Source organism: Streptomyces sp. NPDC088730, from assembly GCF_044751215.1.
Lineage (GTDB): Bacteria > Actinomycetota > Actinomycetes > Streptomycetales > Streptomycetaceae > Streptomyces.
In genome coordinates, this window is the sequence record NZ_JBIVLK010000012.1 from 38,162 (window position 1) to 55,063 (window position 16,902).

17 protein-coding genes and 1 riboswitch are annotated in these 16,902 nt (G+C 69.1%); of the genes, 11 read left to right on the forward strand and 6 right to left on the reverse strand.

Translation table 11 applies throughout. The features are described from left to right. The first annotated feature begins 124 nt into the window (after nucleotides 1-124). Both ACIP89_RS28605 and ACIP89_RS28610 read left to right on the forward strand, forming a co-directional pair. On the forward strand, nucleotides 125-943 hold the full coding sequence (locus ACIP89_RS28605) for a hypothetical protein (protein ID WP_402117465.1): 819 nt from the start codon (nucleotides 125-127) through the stop codon (nucleotides 941-943). Between the two features lie 122 nt (nucleotides 944-1,065). Then, nucleotides 1,066-1,626 (forward strand): DinB family protein, encoded by a 561-nt coding sequence (locus tag ACIP89_RS28610; protein WP_401932369.1) that lies wholly within the window; start codon nucleotides 1,066-1,068, stop codon nucleotides 1,624-1,626. A 91-nt stretch (nucleotides 1,627-1,717) separates the two neighbouring features. On the opposite strand, the gene ACIP89_RS28615 is transcribed toward ACIP89_RS28610, so the two are convergent. Both ACIP89_RS28615 and ACIP89_RS28620 read right to left on the reverse strand, forming a co-directional pair. Further along, nucleotides 1,718-3,709 (reverse strand): glycosyl hydrolase family 28-related protein, encoded by a 1,992-nt coding sequence (locus ACIP89_RS28615; protein ID WP_402117467.1) that lies wholly within the window; start codon nucleotides 3,707-3,709, stop codon nucleotides 1,718-1,720. Nucleotides 3,710-4,076: 367 nt separating this feature from the next. Continuing rightward, on the reverse strand, nucleotides 4,077-4,553 hold the full coding sequence (locus ACIP89_RS28620; protein WP_401922783.1) for an NUDIX domain-containing protein: 477 nt from the start codon (nucleotides 4,551-4,553) through the stop codon (nucleotides 4,077-4,079). A gap of 574 nt (nucleotides 4,554-5,127) precedes the next feature. Here ACIP89_RS28620 and ACIP89_RS28625 point away from each other — a divergent pair. The 8 genes from ACIP89_RS28625 to ACIP89_RS28660 all read left to right on the forward strand — a co-directional run bounded on the left by ACIP89_RS28625 (nucleotide 5,128) and on the right by ACIP89_RS28660 (nucleotide 11,340). Further along, entirely contained in the window at nucleotides 5,128-5,574 is a 447-nt protein-coding gene (locus ACIP89_RS28625) for a spore-associated protein A (protein WP_401922780.1), read from the forward strand. A gap of 177 nt (nucleotides 5,575-5,751) precedes the next feature. Continuing rightward, nucleotides 5,752-6,189, forward strand: coding sequence for a spore-associated protein A (locus tag ACIP89_RS28630; RefSeq protein ID WP_401922778.1), 438 nt, complete (start codon nucleotides 5,752-5,754; stop codon nucleotides 6,187-6,189). Nucleotides 6,190-6,275: 86 nt separating this feature from the next. After that, entirely contained in the window at nucleotides 6,276-6,698 is a 423-nt protein-coding gene (locus ACIP89_RS28635; protein WP_402117469.1) for a spore-associated protein A, read from the forward strand. Between the two features lie 28 nt (nucleotides 6,699-6,726). Further along, nucleotides 6,727-7,158, forward strand: coding sequence for a spore-associated protein A (locus tag ACIP89_RS28640; RefSeq protein ID WP_401922774.1), 432 nt, complete (start codon nucleotides 6,727-6,729; stop codon nucleotides 7,156-7,158). Between the two features lie 78 nt (nucleotides 7,159-7,236). Beyond that, a complete protein-coding gene (locus tag ACIP89_RS28645; protein WP_401922772.1) occupies nucleotides 7,237-7,686 on the forward strand; it encodes a spore-associated protein in 450 nt (149 codons plus the stop codon). A 435-nt stretch (nucleotides 7,687-8,121) separates the two neighbouring features. Further along, complete coding sequence (locus ACIP89_RS28650; RefSeq protein WP_401932381.1) at nucleotides 8,122-8,904, forward strand: GntR family transcriptional regulator; 783 nt, start codon at nucleotides 8,122-8,124, stop codon at nucleotides 8,902-8,904. 150 nt (nucleotides 8,905-9,054) lie between these two features. Beyond that, nucleotides 9,055-9,834, forward strand: coding sequence for a sulfite exporter TauE/SafE family protein (locus ACIP89_RS28655; protein WP_402117470.1), 780 nt, complete (start codon nucleotides 9,055-9,057; stop codon nucleotides 9,832-9,834). A 216-nt stretch (nucleotides 9,835-10,050) separates the two neighbouring features. Next, a complete protein-coding gene (locus ACIP89_RS28660; RefSeq protein WP_402117472.1) occupies nucleotides 10,051-11,340 on the forward strand; it encodes an alpha/beta hydrolase family protein in 1,290 nt (429 codons plus the stop codon). 114 nt (nucleotides 11,341-11,454) lie between these two features. Here ACIP89_RS28660 and groL read toward each other — a convergent pair whose 3' ends face one another. The 4 genes from groL to thrC all read right to left on the reverse strand — a co-directional run bounded on the left by groL (nucleotide 11,455) and on the right by thrC (nucleotide 15,641). Further along, nucleotides 11,455-13,080, reverse strand: a complete 1,626-nt coding sequence (gene groL / locus ACIP89_RS28665; RefSeq protein ID WP_401922763.1) for a chaperonin GroEL — start codon at nucleotides 13,078-13,080, stop codon at nucleotides 11,455-11,457. 315 nt (nucleotides 13,081-13,395) lie between these two features. Then, nucleotides 13,396-13,602, reverse strand: a complete 207-nt coding sequence (locus ACIP89_RS28670; protein WP_003967346.1) for a cold-shock protein — start codon at nucleotides 13,600-13,602, stop codon at nucleotides 13,396-13,398. A gap of 433 nt (nucleotides 13,603-14,035) precedes the next feature. Beyond that, on the reverse strand, nucleotides 14,036-14,314 hold the full coding sequence (locus tag ACIP89_RS28675; RefSeq protein WP_327338284.1) for a MoaD/ThiS family protein: 279 nt from the start codon (nucleotides 14,312-14,314) through the stop codon (nucleotides 14,036-14,038). 31 nt (nucleotides 14,315-14,345) lie between these two features. Beyond that, the gene (gene thrC / locus ACIP89_RS28680; protein WP_402117473.1) at nucleotides 14,346-15,641 is read right to left on the reverse strand and encodes a threonine synthase; all 1,296 of its coding nucleotides are present in this window, start codon (nucleotides 15,639-15,641) and stop codon (nucleotides 14,346-14,348) included. 17 nt (nucleotides 15,642-15,658) lie between these two features. Beyond that, nucleotides 15,659-15,785: riboswitch (SAM riboswitch) on the reverse strand. A gap of 152 nt (nucleotides 15,786-15,937) precedes the next feature. On the opposite strand from thrC, the gene ACIP89_RS28685 reads away from it, so the two are divergent. Beyond that, nucleotides 15,938-16,888, forward strand: coding sequence for a glucosyl-3-phosphoglycerate synthase (locus ACIP89_RS28685; RefSeq protein WP_401923781.1), 951 nt, complete (start codon nucleotides 15,938-15,940; stop codon nucleotides 16,886-16,888). Nucleotides 16,889-16,902: the final 14 nt, after the last annotated feature.

A 16,902-nucleotide genomic window follows, 5' to 3' on the forward strand; every position in this document is an offset into this window, starting at 1 on the left:
CGGTGCACAAACACCTAACGAGGGCCTGACCACTTCGATCGTACGGAGCGATCTGATGGCTGCCAGCCAGCTTAGTGCTGCCCCCTCCTCTGCGGCCGTACCCCGGCCCACGCTTGATCACCCGATGGCCAGTCCCGGGTACGGCAAGCGTTCCGCGCCCGGCCAACGCCCGCGCACCGACCACGATTTCGTGCACCTGCTGCCCCGTGACGCCGCTGTCGCCGCGTACATCGACGGGCTGTGCGACGGTGCCGACATCTCCGTGAAGACCCTCGCCAAGGTGCTCCCGTACGGCCAGTGCGCCCTGCGGACCACGCTGAACCGGCTCCAGGAAGCGGGCCACCTGCGCCGGGGCAGCGAATGCATCGCGACGGAGGAAGCACTGCTCTGGGTCACCCGGACGTTCTTCTCCCGCACCTCACGCGGGGACGAGTGGTGGAACGCGTTCATCCGGGGCGACGTACCGCGAGAGCAGGCTCCCCAACGCCCCACCCGCTCACGGGCGTTCATCCTGCTCGCCGCCCTCGGACGTCACACCCCCACGCTCACCCTCTCGCAGAGGGACTGCGTGACGCTCGAACCCCAGGTCACCGAATGGTTCGAACGCGGCGCCACCGAACCGGAAGTCCTGCACGCCCTCACCGAAGGCCTGCCCCCACGCATCCACCACGCCGCCGCACTCATCCGCCGACGCCTCCTGGACAAACTCCCACCCGTACGCGAAGCCTCCCCCACCCCCCGAGTCGTCCTGCGCACCCTCGAATGCCGCGAATGCCGCGCCCCCGGCAACGCGACAGCCATGCCCGGCGGACTCTGCGGAAACTGCCGGGGCAACCCGGAACCCGCCCCCAACGGCCCTGCGGGCGCCGTCCCCGCCCACGGCGTACGGGCCAGGATGAGCGCCGTACGGGCGGGGCTGGTCGGAGCTGCCGGAAGGGACTGACCGGCAGGAGCGCGGCCGGACAGCACGGCCGGACAGCATGAACCGGGCAGCACGGCCGGGCGGCACGAACCGGACGGGAAACCACTGGCGGTCGTGGGCCCTCTCGGACGACCATGGAACGCATGACCGATCAACCCGCACGATGGAGCCAGGCCACCGTCTACCCCGACATGTGGACCGACCCCGACGACGACCCCCGCAACAGCGAGGGAGTCAGCCCGGACGGTGAACTCCCCACCCTCCAGAACTTCCTGAAGGACTACCGCCTCACCCTGCGAATGAAGTGCGAGGGGCTGGACGCCGAGCAGCTGGCCCGCAGGGCCGTTCCGCCGTCGAACATGTCGCTGCTCGGCCTGGTGCGGCACCTCGCCGAGGTCGAGCGGGACTGGCTCAACTGGATCAGCGACGGCGAACCCAGGCCGAAGATCTACGGCAAGCGGGACGCGGACTTCGACGGAGCCGTCGCGGACCCGGCCGTGGTCGACGCCGCCTGGGCCGACCTGGCCCGCGAACAGGCCGCGACCGACGCAGCCCTCTACGGACACCCGGACCTGGGCACCCGGCTGGGCAAGGAGGGCATTGCCGCGAGGGAGTTGCTGGTGCACCGGATCGAGGAGTACGCCCGCCACTGCGGCCACGCCGACCTCTTGCGCGAGTGCGTCGACGGGCGGGTGGGGCAGTGACCGGCTGAGCCGTCCCGGGGAGTGGGCGGCTCAGCCGGTCGTCAGTGGTTCTCCTGCGGCCGTCAGTGGTTCTCCTGCCTGCCGTCCGGCGTCACCACGCTCCCGGCGCCGGCGGCGGGACGACGGCCGGGCGGTCGTCACAGGTGATCGTGTTGGGGAGCAGCCAGGGGGCCAGCCAGTCGCCGTCGTTGCCACCCAGGTCCGTCAGGGCGAACTCGGAGCCGGTGGACGGGAAGTTGAACGATCCGCAGTTGTTGACGCCGACCGCCCCGACGTTGCGCGCGTCCACGTTCTCGAACGTGGCGCCTCCTGCCGCGCGGGCGCTCAGCACCGAGGTGCCGGTGCCGTCCACCTTGATGTCCTTGAAGTGGACGCCCTTGATGACGTACTGGTCCTTCACGGCCCAGTCGGAGACCAGCATGATCGCGTTGTAGGTGCTGTCGAGGAAGTTGTTTCCGGTGACCCGGATGTCCGCGTCGATGCTCTTGTCGAGGGCGAAGATCCACAGGGCGCCGAGGCCGATGTTCCAGTTGAGCTCGTACGTACCGGCGCGGACCGTCGTGTTGGCCGTGAGGTTCAGCTTCCCGGCGAAGGGCTCGGCGCCGAAGCGGGAGCCGACGTGCAGCGCGCTGCCCTCCCGGATCGGGTCGGCCACCAGGTTGTTCGAGACGGTGTTGTCGGTGCCGCCGTAGATCGCGATGCCGTTGGCGAGGACCGGGGTCTGGACGGTGTTGTGGTCGAAGGTGTTGCGGGCGTTCGCGGTCTTCTCGGACCACATGGCGAGGCCGTCGTCACCGGAGTTGCGTACGAAGGTGTGGGCGACGCGTGAATCCGTCACTCCCGTATGGAAGTTGATGGCGTCCGCGATCTGGTCGACGATGGTGTTGCCGGTGATCCGCAGGTTCTTCATCGGGCCGTCGAACCACATGCCGACCTTGGTGTGGCTGATGTGTAGGCCCTCGATGGTCGAGTCACTGAGCGCGCCGCCGATGGCGTTGACCTGGTCGGTGTCGATGCGCTCGCGTACGTCGCCCTCGATGGCGAAGCCGGACAGGTGGACGTTGCGGCTGCCGCCGTCCGCCGCGTCCTTGCCGTAGAAGCCGACTCCGGTGTGGACCGAGCCGTCGGCGGCCGGGGTGTCGAGCGCGACCTCGTGGCCCTTGATCTTCGTGTACCAGTTGCCCGCGCCGACGATCGTCACGTTGTCCACGACGATGTGCCGGTTCACCTGGTACGTGCCCGGCGGGATGTACACCTTGAGGTGGGTGCGCTTGGCGAAGGCGATGGCCTTGTCGATCGCGGCCGCCGATTCGCGGCGGCCGGTGGGATCGGCCCCGAAGGCGAGGACGTTGGCGGCGAGCAGCTCGATGTGCGGGAGGCCGACCAGCTCCGAGTCCAGCAGGTCGATCGTCGTCGCCGCGGCCCGGCTGCCCGCCGGGACGGTCAGCCGTACGGTGTCGCCCGCGCGGTACGTACGGCCGAGCAGGAGGCGCTGCTCGTCGTAGAAGTGGCTGGGCCGGTACGGCTTGGCGATGACCGGGGCCGGGGTCGTCTCGCTGGGTACGCAGGAGCACTCGGTGATCCACCAGTCCGGGTGGAGCAGCCCGGCGCCCGGGTCGTTGGAGAACGGGTACTGGTTGTACAGCCAGGAGTACTGCGAGGTGAGCGTCATGGTGGAGCGCTTCTTGCCGTTCACCGCGACGTCCAGCGGTGCGGTGATCCCGCCGCCGTTCGGGGCGTCCGGGATGCTGTAGCGCACGGTGATCGCGTTGGCGGCGCGCGGCAGCCTGAACTCGACGTGCTGGCCCGGCTCCAGGCTGACCGCCTTGCGGCCGGACGCCTCTGCGGGGAGCGTGTAGGCGGCCCGGTCGGGGCCGATGACCGTGCCGTTGGTCGCGGCGCTCTCGGCCTCCTGCTCGACGAACGGCACGTCCGCGCCCCGGCCCGCCACGAGCGCAGGGTCGAGGGCGGCGCGGGTGACGGGGGAGGCGGGGGTGGCAGCGGTGGGGGTGGCTGGGGTGCGCGGGGCAGCGGGTGCGGGTGCGCCCGTCAGCACGCCGAGGCCGACTGCGGCGGCGGTCATCGAGGCGACTGCCACCGCGTACCGCGTCGTTCGCCGCAGGCTTCGCGGTCTTCGCGGGCTCACTTCACTGCCGGTGATCTTCCGTGACATCGCAGGCCCGTTTCTCTGAGGTGCGGCCGGGGCAACCGGACTGGCCGAAGCAGCCGCCGGGGGAGGTGAGCCGACAGTAGGACCCGCACATCACGACCCACAAGACTCCTGCAATGCATTTCCGGCAGACTGCTGTTCAACTGCATCACTTCGTAGGTTTTTTGCGCAACGAGGGGCCTTCATTGCAATCGGGGCCGACTCGCCGGCTCTCGGCCTCGGGACCGGTGAGCCCGCGCGTCGAGGTGTCGCGTATTCAGCGGACGGGTCCGGCTCCTGACTACTGACTGCCGACGGTTCCGGTGGTCCAGCGCGGATCGATGTGGCCCAGCCATGCGTCTTGATCGTCGGCCAGTGGTTCCTTCAGGGGGAGGGGGAGAAACCGACAGGTGAAGGTGAGGCCGGCGTCGTCACCGTCGCCGTCGACGTAGTGCTCCCAGGCATCGGGGGTTTCTGCCGGTACCTGGAGGAGGAAGAAGCTGGTTCGTCGGGCCTGCCCCGTGTCGGGATGCGGCTTGTCCTCCACGGCGATCTGCCGGACCACTGCGACTGTCAGCAAGCCGGTCTCCTCGGCGACCTCTCGAAGGACCGCTTCTTCCGGTTCTTCGCCTGGTTCGACGCCTCCCGCCGGGACTTGGGTGCCGGCCTCGGGCATACCGACGTGGTCGAACACCAGAACTTCGGGGGCGGCCCGATGCCGGACCACGTACGCGGCGACACGGATTCTCGGTCGGATCACCCCGGCATTGTCAGTCATCCGTGCCCTTCATGGCGGCTGCGCCGCCGGCGTGGCCCGTTCACCGAACAGGACTGGGCTGGGCTCAAAGACCGTCAACTGTATGGCTGCACATCGGCGTTCACGCCGCCCCGGGTTGCCGAGGTCAAGGCGTCCGCCCGCCGGCTGCCCGCCGGGAGACGCTCCGCGGCACACGCTCACCGTCCCACACGGGGGCAACCCGTACGGGATCAACTACCGGCCCAAGCCAGAGGATCCCGCCGAACGCGAGTACCCGCCTGATCGCACCGCGCCCGGCCGGCCGGGCAGACACGCTGCCTGAGCTCCCGCTCGGTCCACGGCCCGGCGGTCGCCGCCCACTCACCCTCCTGAGGCCCGCACGACCATGAATCAGACATCGCGCGACCGCACCAAAGCCCTGTGCCAGTCGGAGGAATGAAAGAGTTTCACCCTGTTCCACGAATTCAGGTCGCCCGAATGTTTATTTTCGATGCTCACCGAATGAGCCACCCTGGCCAGAACCAGGTCTATACCCGGAGTCATTTGGCGTCCTATCCTTCACCCGCCTTGACCGATCGAAAGAATGGCTAAATGGATGACGATCTTCCGTATACTCAAGGATTTGCCGGACTTCCGAAAGAAGAGACAGGTCGCCTCTTATGGGGCTGCCACCATCCTTGCCGCAGGGGCAACGATAGGACTACCCGGAACAGCTCAAGCGGCATCCGCGTACAACGGTGCCTGCGGGAGCGGCTACACAGTGATCGACCAGCAGAGACTGGAATCCGGCGCCAACGTATTTCTGACCTATTCAAGCGGGGGCTACAACTGCGTCGTGACGGTGCGCGAGTTCACCGGAGTCGCGCAACCAATGAATGCGTGGGTCATGCGCTCCGGCGACGAGCCCTCGGCGGACGCAAATCCCGGTAATTTCACGTCCTACGCCGGTCCGGTCTACACCTATGCAAAAGGTAGTTGCGTAGACTGGGGTGGCTCGTACATGTACGGCTCGACGACTCAACGCAGTACCCACTGCGGCTGATTTCGCCGCCACGTAACCGAGTTCCCTGGGAGCCCGCCGCAGCGTCGGCGCCGCAGACGCCCAGGGGTCGGCCGAGCTGTGGCCTTCACGCACATCCATCTCCCCCGCTCGCCACTGGGGCCGCCGCCTCCCATCGACAAATCTGTCATGGGCATGATTAACCAGAATGGAGTTTCCATGCAGAACGCTCGACATATCGGCCTCCGGGCCGGAATCTCGCTGTGTGCCGCAGTGGCGGGCTTGATCGCGATTCCGGCAACAGCCGACGCGGCCCCGGTGAACGGGACGTACAACGGCTCGTGCGGCTCCGGGTACGGAGTGGTCGATTCCATCGACATCAGCGGGTACGGACGCGCCTTCCTGACCTGGAACAACTCCAATGGCTACAACTGCGTCGTCACCCAGAAATACGGGTCGAATGACGCGGGTGAGCTGTACACGATCGGCGCGTGGATCGAGCGGACCGCTGATCACTACCAGGAAGAGGACAGGGACCTGTACCACCGCTACGCGGGCCCGGTCTACGCGAACGGGCGGGGAACCTGCATCAACTGGGGCGGTTATGTGGATCCCGCGCCCACCGGTTCGAGCCAGTACAACTCACACTGCGGCTGACGACTGTCCCGTGATCCCTGGCGGGTGGAGGGACACCGGGAGGACACGGCCAGAGTTCGCGGGATGTGGGTCCATCGGAGGGTGCTATGGATGGCGCGGGCAAGCGTCTTCGGATCTTCAGAAACTTCATCTCGGCCGTGGCTGCGGGAACGATGGCCGCAGGATTTCTGTTCGTCTCCGCGCCCGCCGCCGGCGCCGTCGGATACGGACTTTGCGGAAGCGGCCACCAACTCGTGGATTCCGCACCTATTGGAGGTCTCGGAACGGCATATCTGACCTGGAACGCGAAGGCCGGCACGAACTGCGTGGTCGTCGTCCGCAAGGAACCGGGAGCAGCCGTTTCCATGAACGCGATGATCGGACGGGACGACGGGGTCCAAGACGTCGACTCCGGCTATTACACCTCGTACGCCGGACCGGTCTTCGTGAACGGCCGCGGATCCTGCATCGACTGGGGCGGCGTGATCGAGAACCAGGAAGTCAATCGTTGGAACAGCCACTGCGGATGATTCCGCCCGCTGGAGAAGGTGACTGACCATGAAGCAAGTCAAGAGAATCACGGCGATACTCACGGCCGTCGCATCCCTCTCGGCCGGAGCGCTGATCGCCGCTCCCGCGGCCAGCGCCGCAGGAACCTACAACGGTGCCTGTGGAAGCGGCTACAAGCTCGTCGACTCTCTGCCTAACGGGGACGCCACCACGGTGTTCCTCACCTGGAACGCGTCGACGGGAAAGAACTGCGTCATCCATCAGATCGTGACATCCAAGGGGCCCGAGCGCTGGTCCATCGGTGTCTGGATCCGTCGCTCCGTCGTCGGCGGTGTCAGGCATGACGATTACGGCGCCTTCACGTCCTACGCCGGTCCGGTGTACGTGGATGCCGTTGGGACGTGCATCGACTGGGGCGGCTGGCTCGGGGACGATCCGTCCCAGCACGGAGTGGCACAGGAAGACTCGCATTGCGGCTGACACCGTGCGGCCACCGTGGCGGATATCTGCCACGCCCGCAGCCTCCGCACCCTTCACCCGACACGACAGGGACCTGAGATGACCAGCGTTCGCAGAAGACTCGCCGCTCTCTCCGGCGGGCTCACGCTAGCTCTTGCCGCAGTCATGCTGACTCCGGGTGTGGCCAACGCGGCCGCCAACCCGTACAACGGGGTCTGCGGTGCCAACTACACGGTCATCGATCACCTCAAGATGACAACTTCGGCCGGAACACACCTCGGGGACGCCTACCTCACCTACAACTCCTCCAACGGCTACAACTGCTCTCTGATGCAGATCGTGCCGGGGTCAGGAACCATCTTCGCGGAGACCAAACTCCTGCTCACCGGCGGTGGGGACGGAGACGAGGATTCGGGCTACTTCTCCTCCTACGCGGGACCCGTATACCTCTACGCGAAGAACAGGTGCATCGACTGGGTCGGCGGCATCGGAGGAACCAGGTCCGAGAGGCTCGCGGGCCACTCCATCCTCAACTCCCACTGCGGCTGAGCGCCTTGCGGCGACAACGTCCACGCCGGCGCCGCTGCCCCAGGGGCGCCGGTTCACGGGACAGTTGTCGCGCGTCGCGGGACCCGGTCCGAGCGCATCCGGCCCAGCACCCTCCCCGGCAGGTCCTCAGCGGGAAGGCCGGCCGTGGCACGTCATATCAGGGAGCCGATGCCGGGACGACGCGTTGGCGGCACGGGTCCGGGAAGGGACCGGCCCGGTGCGCAGACAATGCTGACCAGTGCCCCTTCACGCCGCCCCACCGGATTCATCCGGTGGGGCGGCGTGCGTCCTGGAGCGGCGGAGCGCAAAGAGTTCTTGGCAAACCCGCAGCTCAGACGTTTTTGCAGGTCAGATCGGGTGGCGTAACTTCGGCGTAACGTGGCACGGGGCGCTTGCCGGGTAGCGTGAGGGACGAGAGGAGGTGACGAGACACCCATGCGAGACGAACCGCCACCGCACCGCGAGAGGCCGCCGCTGCCCCGCGCCGAACGGGCGCGGCAGATCGCGGACACGTTGCGCCAGCGGATCACCTCCGGCCGGTACGAGGACGGCATGCTGCCCGACGAACGCGACCTGGGCCAGCTGCTCGGCACCTCACGCAACACCATCCGGGAGGCACTCGGACTGCTGCGCGACGAAGGGCTGATCACCCGCAGGCGGGGCATCGGCACCCAGGTCGTGACGGCGAAGTACGGGCACGGCCTCGACCGCCTCACCGGCCTCGCGGAGACCCTCATCGACTACGGCACCGTGGCGAACACGGTCCGCGCGGCCCGGCTCGTGCCGCACGCGCCGAAGGCGGTCACCGAGCGGCTCCAACTGCCCGACGGCTCCGAAGCGGTGTACCTGGAGCGGCTGCGCAGCCTGGACGGCCGGCCGCTCTCCGTCGACTCGACCTGGCTCGCCCCGGACATCGGGCGCCCCCTCCTCGACTGCGACCTCGCCCACCGGGACGTCTTCACGCTCATCGAGGAGACCACCGGGACGCGGCTCGGGAGCGCCGAGATCACCGTGCACGCCGTCACCGCGGAACCCGACACCGCGCGCCTCCTCGCCATCCCCGCCGGAGCGGCCCTGTTCGTGATCGACCGCCTCACCCGGCTGGCCGACGGCCGCCCCGTGGACACCGAGTCGCTGCGGGTGCGGGCCGACCGGTTCGCCCTGCACACGCTGCTCCACCGGGGCGCCGCACCGCCCCCCGCCACACCCACCGCCTGACCGGGCGCCGCGCCCGCCACCCCCCACCGCCTGACCGACGCGCCGCGCCCACCGCCCCGCGCCCCCGAACCGACGCGCCGCGCCCATCAACCGCGCCGCCCCCGGCCGAGGCCGCCCACCCACCCCTGCACCGCCCGCGGAGGCACCGCCATGCCCTGGACCCCCGACACCCTCACCCTGGTTCTGCTCGCCCTGTTCGGCCTCGCCGGAGGCATCGGGATCACCGCGATCGGGCCGGGCGGGGTGCTGCCCACCATCGGGATGTTCCTGCTGACCGGGCTCACCCCGGCCGGAGTCGCGGGCACCGCCATCGTCACCCACGTGGCGACCGGAGTCCTCGGCACCGCCGCGTACACCAGGTCCGGACAGCTGAGGGACCCGGTCACGCGACGCACCGCCTGGGTCCTCGCCGTGAGCGCGCTCGTCGGCACCCCGGTGGGCGTACTGCTCAACACCCACGTCTCCGGGCGGCTGTTCGGCATCCTGCTGGCGTGTGCCGTCACGGTGACCGGCCTGCTGGTGTGGCTCCGCGAGCGCCGCTCGGCAACCTCGCAGGCGGCCGATGGCCCGGTGCGCGTACCGCTCGCGCGCACCATCGCGGTGGGGGGCACGGTGGCCGTCGCGGCGGGGCTCTTCGGCCTGGGCGGACCGATGCTGAGCGTGCCGCTCCTGGTCGTCTGCGGGCTCCCGGTGCTCTCCGCGCTGGCCGCCGCGCAGGCGCAGTCCGTGGTGATCGCGAGCGTGGGCACCCTCGGCTACGTCCAGCACGGTTCGATCGACTGGACCCTGGCCGCCGTCGTCGGCGTACCGGAACTGGTGGGGGTGCTCGTGGGCTGGCGCATCGCCCGATCCGTCCCGGCCCGCCGCCTCAAGTACGCGATGGCCGCCATGCTCCTGGCCCTGGCCCCGTACCTGGCGTTCCACTCCTGACGCGGCCTCACACCGGAGTGGCCCCGCGGCACGACCGGCCCCGCGCACCATCCGGACCCCGTACCCGGTGCCAGCCGCCACGCCCCCGAATGAGCACCTGGATACCACGCGCGGGACGGGCCTCGCGGGGCATCGTGGAGGCGTTCGTACACGTACCGCGCGCCGCGCGGCACAGAACACCGTGCCGCGCGGCGCCGCCCGAACGGGGAGTCCCAGGTGCCCGCAGTCCCGCGTACCCGTATCCACAATCGTCGGCAGGTCCTCACCACCGCCCTCGCCACGTCCGCCGTGCTGGCCACCGGCGCCGTCCCGTCCTTCGCGGCGAGCGACCGGCGGACCCGCACCGCGTTGCCGACCGCGCGGCTGCCCCGGCCCACCGGGCCGTTCGAGGTCGGCTCCACCGTGCTGCATCTCGTCGACCGGGACCGGCCCGAGCCCTGGCTGCCCGGCACCACGGAGCGCCGTGAGCTGATGATCAGCGTCCGCTACCCGGCCGCACCCGGTGGCTCCGGCCCTCGGGAGCCGCAGATGACGGCCGCGGCCGCCGCGCACTTCGGCGGGGCGGACGGGGCCGCCGTCCTGAACCTGGGGATGGCCCCGGGCAGCGTCGACTGGGCGGCCACGCTCAGCCACGCCCGCCGCGACGCCCCCGTCGCCGCGCGGGCCGGCCGGCTGCCCGTCGTGCTGTACTCCGGCGGGCTGGGCGACCCGCGCACCTGGAACACCGCCCTGGTGGACGATCTGGCGAGCCACGGGTACGCCGTCGTCACCATCGACCACAGCTACGAGGCGACCGAGGTGGAGTTCCCCGGCGGGCGCCTCGCCACCATGCGGATCTTCGACGGGGCACCGCCCAGCGATCCGGACGCGATCAGCACCCTGCTGCGCAAGGTCATGGCGGTCCGGGTGGCCGACACCCGGTTCGTGCTCGACCGGCTCCCGGAACTGAACCGGACGCGCTTCGGAGACGTACTCGATCTGCGCCGGACCGGCATGTTCGGCCACTCCGCGGGCGGCTTCACCGCGGCCCAGACCATGCACGACGACCGGCGGATCCGGGCGGGCGTCAACATGGACGGGCAGATGGACTACGTGGGCGGCGCGCTGCCGGACGGCAGCCGGCTGAGCACGGTGGCCACGGACGGGCTGGACCGGCCGCTGCTCCTGATGGGGACGGCCGGTGAGGGCTCGGGCGACTACCGGCAGCAGCCGTCCTGGGCGGCGTTCTGGAGGAACACCCGGGGCTGGCGGGCGGACGTCACCCTGACCGGCTCGCGCCACGCCTCCTACACCGACGCCGAGTTGCTGCTCCCGCAGCTGGCCCGGCAGGGCGCGGAGCCGGACGGCGGACTGGCCGAGGCGGTCGGGACGGTACGGCCGGACCGGGCGGCGGCCGCGAGCCGCGCGTACGCGGCGTCGTTCTTCGGGCGGTGGCTGCGCGGGCACGACGACTGCCTGCTGCACGGCCCCTCCGGCCGCTTCCCGGAGATGGTGTTCACGCCGTAGGGCCCGTCCAAGGGGCGCAACGGACGACGCCGGCCCCCGGGGATCGCTCCCCGGGGGCCGGCGTTGTGGTGCTGTGGTGCTGTGGTGCGTGCCGGAACTACCGATCCGTGAGGATCAGAAGTCCATGTCACCGCCCGGCATGCCGCCCGGAGCGCCCGCGGCAGCGGCCTTCTCCGGCTTGTCGGCGATGACGGCCTCGGTGGTGAGGAAGAGCGCGGCGATGGACGCGGCGTTCTGCAGAGCGGAGCGCGTGACCTTCGCCGGGTCGATGATGCCCTCGGCGATCATGTCGACGTACTCGCCGGACGCGGCGTTGAGGCCGTGACCGATCGGCAGGTTGCGCACCTTCTCGACGACGACTCCACCCTCAAGACCACCGTTGACGGCGATCTGCTTGAGCGGGGCCTCCAGCGCCAGCTTGACGGCGTTGGCGCCGGTCGCCTCGTCACCCGAGAGCTCCAGCTTCTCGAAGACGGCCGAGGCCTGGAGCAGAGCCACGCCACCACCGGCGACGATGCCCTCCTCGACGGCGGCCTTGGCGTTGCGCACCGCGTCCTCGATGCGGTGCTTGCGCTCCTTGAGCTCGACCTCGGTGGCGGCACCGGCCTTGATGACGGCCACGCCGCCGGCCAGCTTCGCGAGGCGCTCCTGGAGCTTCTCGCGGTCGTAGTCCGAGTCGGAGTTCTCGATCTCGGCGCGGATCTGGTTGACGCGGCCCTGGACCTGGTCGCTGTCACCGGAGCCGTCGACGATCGTCGTCTCGTCCTTGGTGATGACGACCTTGCGGGCGCGGCCGAGCAGGTCGAGACCGGCGTTCTCCAGCTTGAGGCCGACCTCCTCGGAGATGACGGTGCCACCGGTGAGGATGGCGATGTCACCGAGCATGGCCTTACGGCGGTCGCCGAAGCCCGGAGCCTTGACGGCGACGGACTTGAAGGTGCCACGGATCTTGTTGACGACCAGGGTCGACAGGGCCTCGCCCTCGACGTCCTCGGCGATGATCAGCAGCGGCTTGCCGGACTGCATGACCTTCTCCAGCAGCGGAAGGAGGTCCTTCACGTTGCTGATCTTCGAGTTCACGATCAGGATGTACGGGTCGTCCAGGGACGACTCCATGCGCTCCATGTCCGTGGCGAAGTACGCCGAGATGTAGCCCTTGTCGAAGCGCATACCCTCGGTGAGCTCAAGCTCCAGCCCGAAGGTCTGGGACTCCTCGACGGTGATGACGCCTTCCTTGCCGACCTTGTCCATGGCCTCGGCGATGAGCTCGCCGATCTGGGTGTCAGCGGCGGAGATGGAGGCGGTCGAAGCGATCTGCTCCTTCGTCTCCACGTCCTTGGCCTGCTCCAGGAGGGCGGCGGAGACGGCCTCGACGGCCTTCTCGATGCCCCGCTTGAGAGCCATCGGGTTGGCACCCGCGGCCACGTTGCGCAGACCCTCGCGGACGAGCGCCTGAGCGAGAACGGTGGCGGTGGTCGTACCGTCGCCGGCGACGTCGTCCGTCTTCTTGGCGACCTCCTTGACCAGCTCCGCACCGATCTTCTCGTACGGGTCCTCCAGCTCGATCTCCTTGGCGATGGAAACACCATCGTTGGTGATCGTGGGGGCGCCCCACTTCTTCTCAAGGACGACGTTGCGGCCCTTGGGGCCGAGGGTGACCTTGACGGCGTCGGCGAGCTGGTTCATGCCGCGCTCAAGACCGCGCCGGGCCTCCTCGTCGAACGCGATGATCTTGGCCATATGAAGTGGTCCTCCCGGACAGGGGTGGATTCTCCGGACCGAGTGGCGCCCGCGACGGACGGCCTGCCGCCTGCCGGTTCCTTGCCCCGGCAGACCTGCGGGCCTCACCGGCCCGGTCCAAGTTTCTGTCACTCTCACCCGGAGAGTGCTAAGCCCAATGATTAGCACTCGACCCCCGAGAGTGCAAGCGTCGCCCTCCGGAGTGTGGACAACCGGACAGCGGGAGCGAACGGGGCCAGGACGCACGGAGGGCCCGTACCCCAGGGGTACGGGCCCTCCGTGCGTGAGTAGTGTCGTTGGCCGACCGCGCCGAGCTCAGCCGACAGCGAGCTTGACCATGTCCGCCTGCGGCCCCTTCTGGCCCTGCGAGATTTCGAATTCAACTCGCTGACCCTCTTCGAGGGTGCGGTATCCGTCCATCTGGATCGCGCTGTAGTGGACGAAAACATCCGCACCACCGTCGACCGCGATGAAGCCGTACCCCTTCTCCGCGTTGAACCACTTGACGGTGCCCTGAGCCATGCCTAACTCCCCTATTACTGGCCCTTGCACAGGACCGCACTTCGCGGGCCCGGGTCAGAACTCACCCTCCGACAGGAGAGGGTGCGTGCGCCGGAACGCGTCGACCGCGGCCGAATGTATCTGCCCAACTGCCCTCTGCAACAGGTCAATCGGACGAGAATTCTGGGCAGCGCCGATCACCCGAATATGAGGAATTCATGAGATTCCAGGGCAAGTCGGGCCAGGCAAAGGCGACTTATGGCACAAGAGGCTCAGGTACTTTGGCTGCATCTTGTCGTGGCCAGGCGCATTCTCATATGCGGGGGGCACGGGCAGCGAAGGGGACTTCCCACACTCTACCGCGTTCAACCATGCAGAATTGCCCCCTCCGCTTCCGTCGCGGAGAGGGCAATCCAGGTGACTCGGCGCAGTGGGACCGCTCGGGTCCCGGGGCTCAGCAGCCGCCGGCGACGGCCGGGATGATCGAGACCCCCGCGCCGTCCGGGGTGACCGCTTCCAGGCCGCCCTCGAAGCGCACGTCGTCGTCGTTGACGTACACGTTCACGAAGCGGCGGAGCTTGCCCTGGTCGTCCAGGACGCGGGCGGCGATGCCCGGGTGGTCCTTCTCCAGGGACTCGATGACCTGGGAGAGCGTCGCGCCCTCTGCCGGGACCTCGGCCTGGCCGCCCGTGTAGGTGCGGAGGATGGTGGGGATACGGACCTTGACGCTCATGGTGGGTGCCCTTCCTGGAGTCTCGGGTGGGTCAGCTGGCGGTGCCGAGGCCGGCGGCGCGGAAGGCGTCCAGGCTCGGCCGGATCGTCGCCGTCGCCTGCGAGGTGGCGGCCACCGCGTCCAGCGTCTTGAGGCCGTCACCGGTGTTCAGGACGACGGTGGTGAGCGTCGGGTCGAGCAGGCCGGCCTCGATCAGCTTCTTCGTCACGCCGACCGTCACACCGCCCGCGGTCTCGGCGAAGATGCCCTCGGTGCGCGCCAGGAGCTTGATCGCGTCGACGACCTGCTCGTCGTTCACGTCGTCCACCGCGCCACCCGTACGGCGGGCGATGTCCAGGACGTAGGGGCCGTCGGCCGGGTTGCCGATGGCGAGGGACTTGGCGATCGTGTTCGGCTTCTGCGGGCGGACCACGTCGTGACCGGCCTTGAAGGCGGCGGAGACCGGCGAGCAGCCCTCGGCCTGGGCGCCGAAGATCTTGTACGGCTTGTCCTCGACCAGCCCGAGCTTGATCAGCTCCTGGAGGCCCTTGTCGATCTTCGTCAGCTGCGAGCCGGACGCGATCGGGATGACGATCTGGTCGGGCAGCCGCCAGCCGAGCTGCTCGCAGATCTCGTACGCGAGCGTCTTGGAGCCCTCGCCGTAGTAGGGGCGGAGGTTGACGTTGACGAAGCCCCAGCCCTCCCCGAGCGGGTCTCCGATGAGCTCCGAGCAGAACCGGTTGACGTCGTCGTAGTTGCCCTCGATACCGACCAGCTCACCGCCGTACACCGCGGCCATGACGACCTTGCCCTGCTCCAGGTCGTGCGGGATGAACACGCAGGAGCGCAGACCGGCGCGGGCGGCGGCGGCGCCCACGGCTCCGGCGAGGTTGCCGGTGGAGGAGCAGGAGAGCGTGGTGAAACCGAAGGCGCGGGCGGCCTCGACGGCGATCGCGACGACGCGGTCCTTGAAGGAGTGCGTCGGGTTGCCGGAGTCGTCCTTGACGTACAGGCCGCCGGTGACGCCCAGCTCACGGGCGAGGTTGTCGGCCTTGACCAGCTTGGTGAAGCCGGGGTTGATGTTGGGCTTGTCCGCGACGTCGGCGGGGACCGGCAGCAGCGGCGCGTAGCGCCAGATGTTGTCGGGTCCGGCCTCGATGCGCTTCCTCAGCTCGTCCGGGGAGCCGGTCGGCAGGTCGTACGCCACTTCGAGCGGCCCGAAACAGGTCGCACAGGCGAAGAGGGGACCGAGCGCGAACCGTTCTCCGCACTCGCGGCAGGAAAGTGCCGCGGCGGGACCGAGGTCGACGTAAGTTTCGGTGGATGCTGCAACAGTCTGAACAGCCATGATGGCGAGGCCCTTTCTCCTCATCTTCCTCGTGACGCATTTCGCCACAAGACGGAATTGGCACCGTCCCCACCTGACCTCGCGGTCGGCGGGATGGTTGCCGGGACTTCAACGGGCCGTTCCCTCTGTCCCTCTGGATGAGCGCTATGGCACTGGACCATCGATCCAGGCGTTTGTCGGCGGATGGACCCCGGCATGCCATGGCCATCTGCGTTGTTCAGACTGTAACCGAAGCACCGGACTGTTGAGATAGTCGTCCGAACCGCGAGATGGATCACATGCAGGGAGTATCGACCGTGCTGGAAGAGGTCGAACGCTGGCTGACCAGGCGTTCCTGGTCGTGCGCCGACCGCCCGCTGGAGCAGCTCCTGGCCGCCAGGAGCGGCGACCCGCGCCGGGGGAGCGTGAGTGTCGTGCTGCCCGCGCTCAACGAGGCCGCGACGGTCGGAGACATCGTCCGGACCATCCGGCGCGAGCTCATGGAGAAGGTCCGGCTGGTCGACGAACTCGTGGTGATCGACTCCGGCTCCACCGACGACACCGCGGAGGTCGCCCGCCGGGCGGGCGCCCGGGTGATCCACCGGGACGCGATCCTGCCCCGGCTGCCGGCCGTCCCCGGCAAGGGCGAGGTGCTGTGGCGGTCACTGCTGGTGACCGGCGGTGACATCGTCTGCTTCATCGACGCGGACCTGAAGGACTTCTCGGCCGACTTCGTCTCCGGCATCGTCGGCCCGCTGCTGACCGACCCCTCCGTGCAGTTCGTCAAGGCGATGTACGACCGTCCGCTCGGGGAGACCGCGGGCCAGGGCGGGCGGGTCACCGAACTGGTGGCACGGCCGCTGCTCAATCTGCACTGGCCGCGGCTGGCCGGCTTCGTCCAGCCGCTGGGCGGCGAGTACGCCGTGCGCCGCTCGCTGCTCGAACAGCTGCCGTTCCCGGTCGGCTACGGGGTGGAGCTGGGGCTGCTCGTCGACGCCCTGCACACGGTCGGCCTGGACGCGCTGGCCCAGGTCGACGTCGGCGTCCGCAAACACCGCCACCAGGACGGCCGGGCGCTCGGCCGGATGGCGGCGGCCATCTACCGGACCGCGTCGCTGCGGCTCTCCCGCGGCCATCTGGTGCGCCCCGAGCTGACCCAGTTCGAGCGCGGCGAGAACGGCTTCGTGCCGCACACCCACCCGGTGGACGCCCAGGAGCGGCCGCCGATGCGCGAGATCGAGGAGTACGTCTCGCGCCGCGCCGCCTGAGCGGCTGCCGGGTG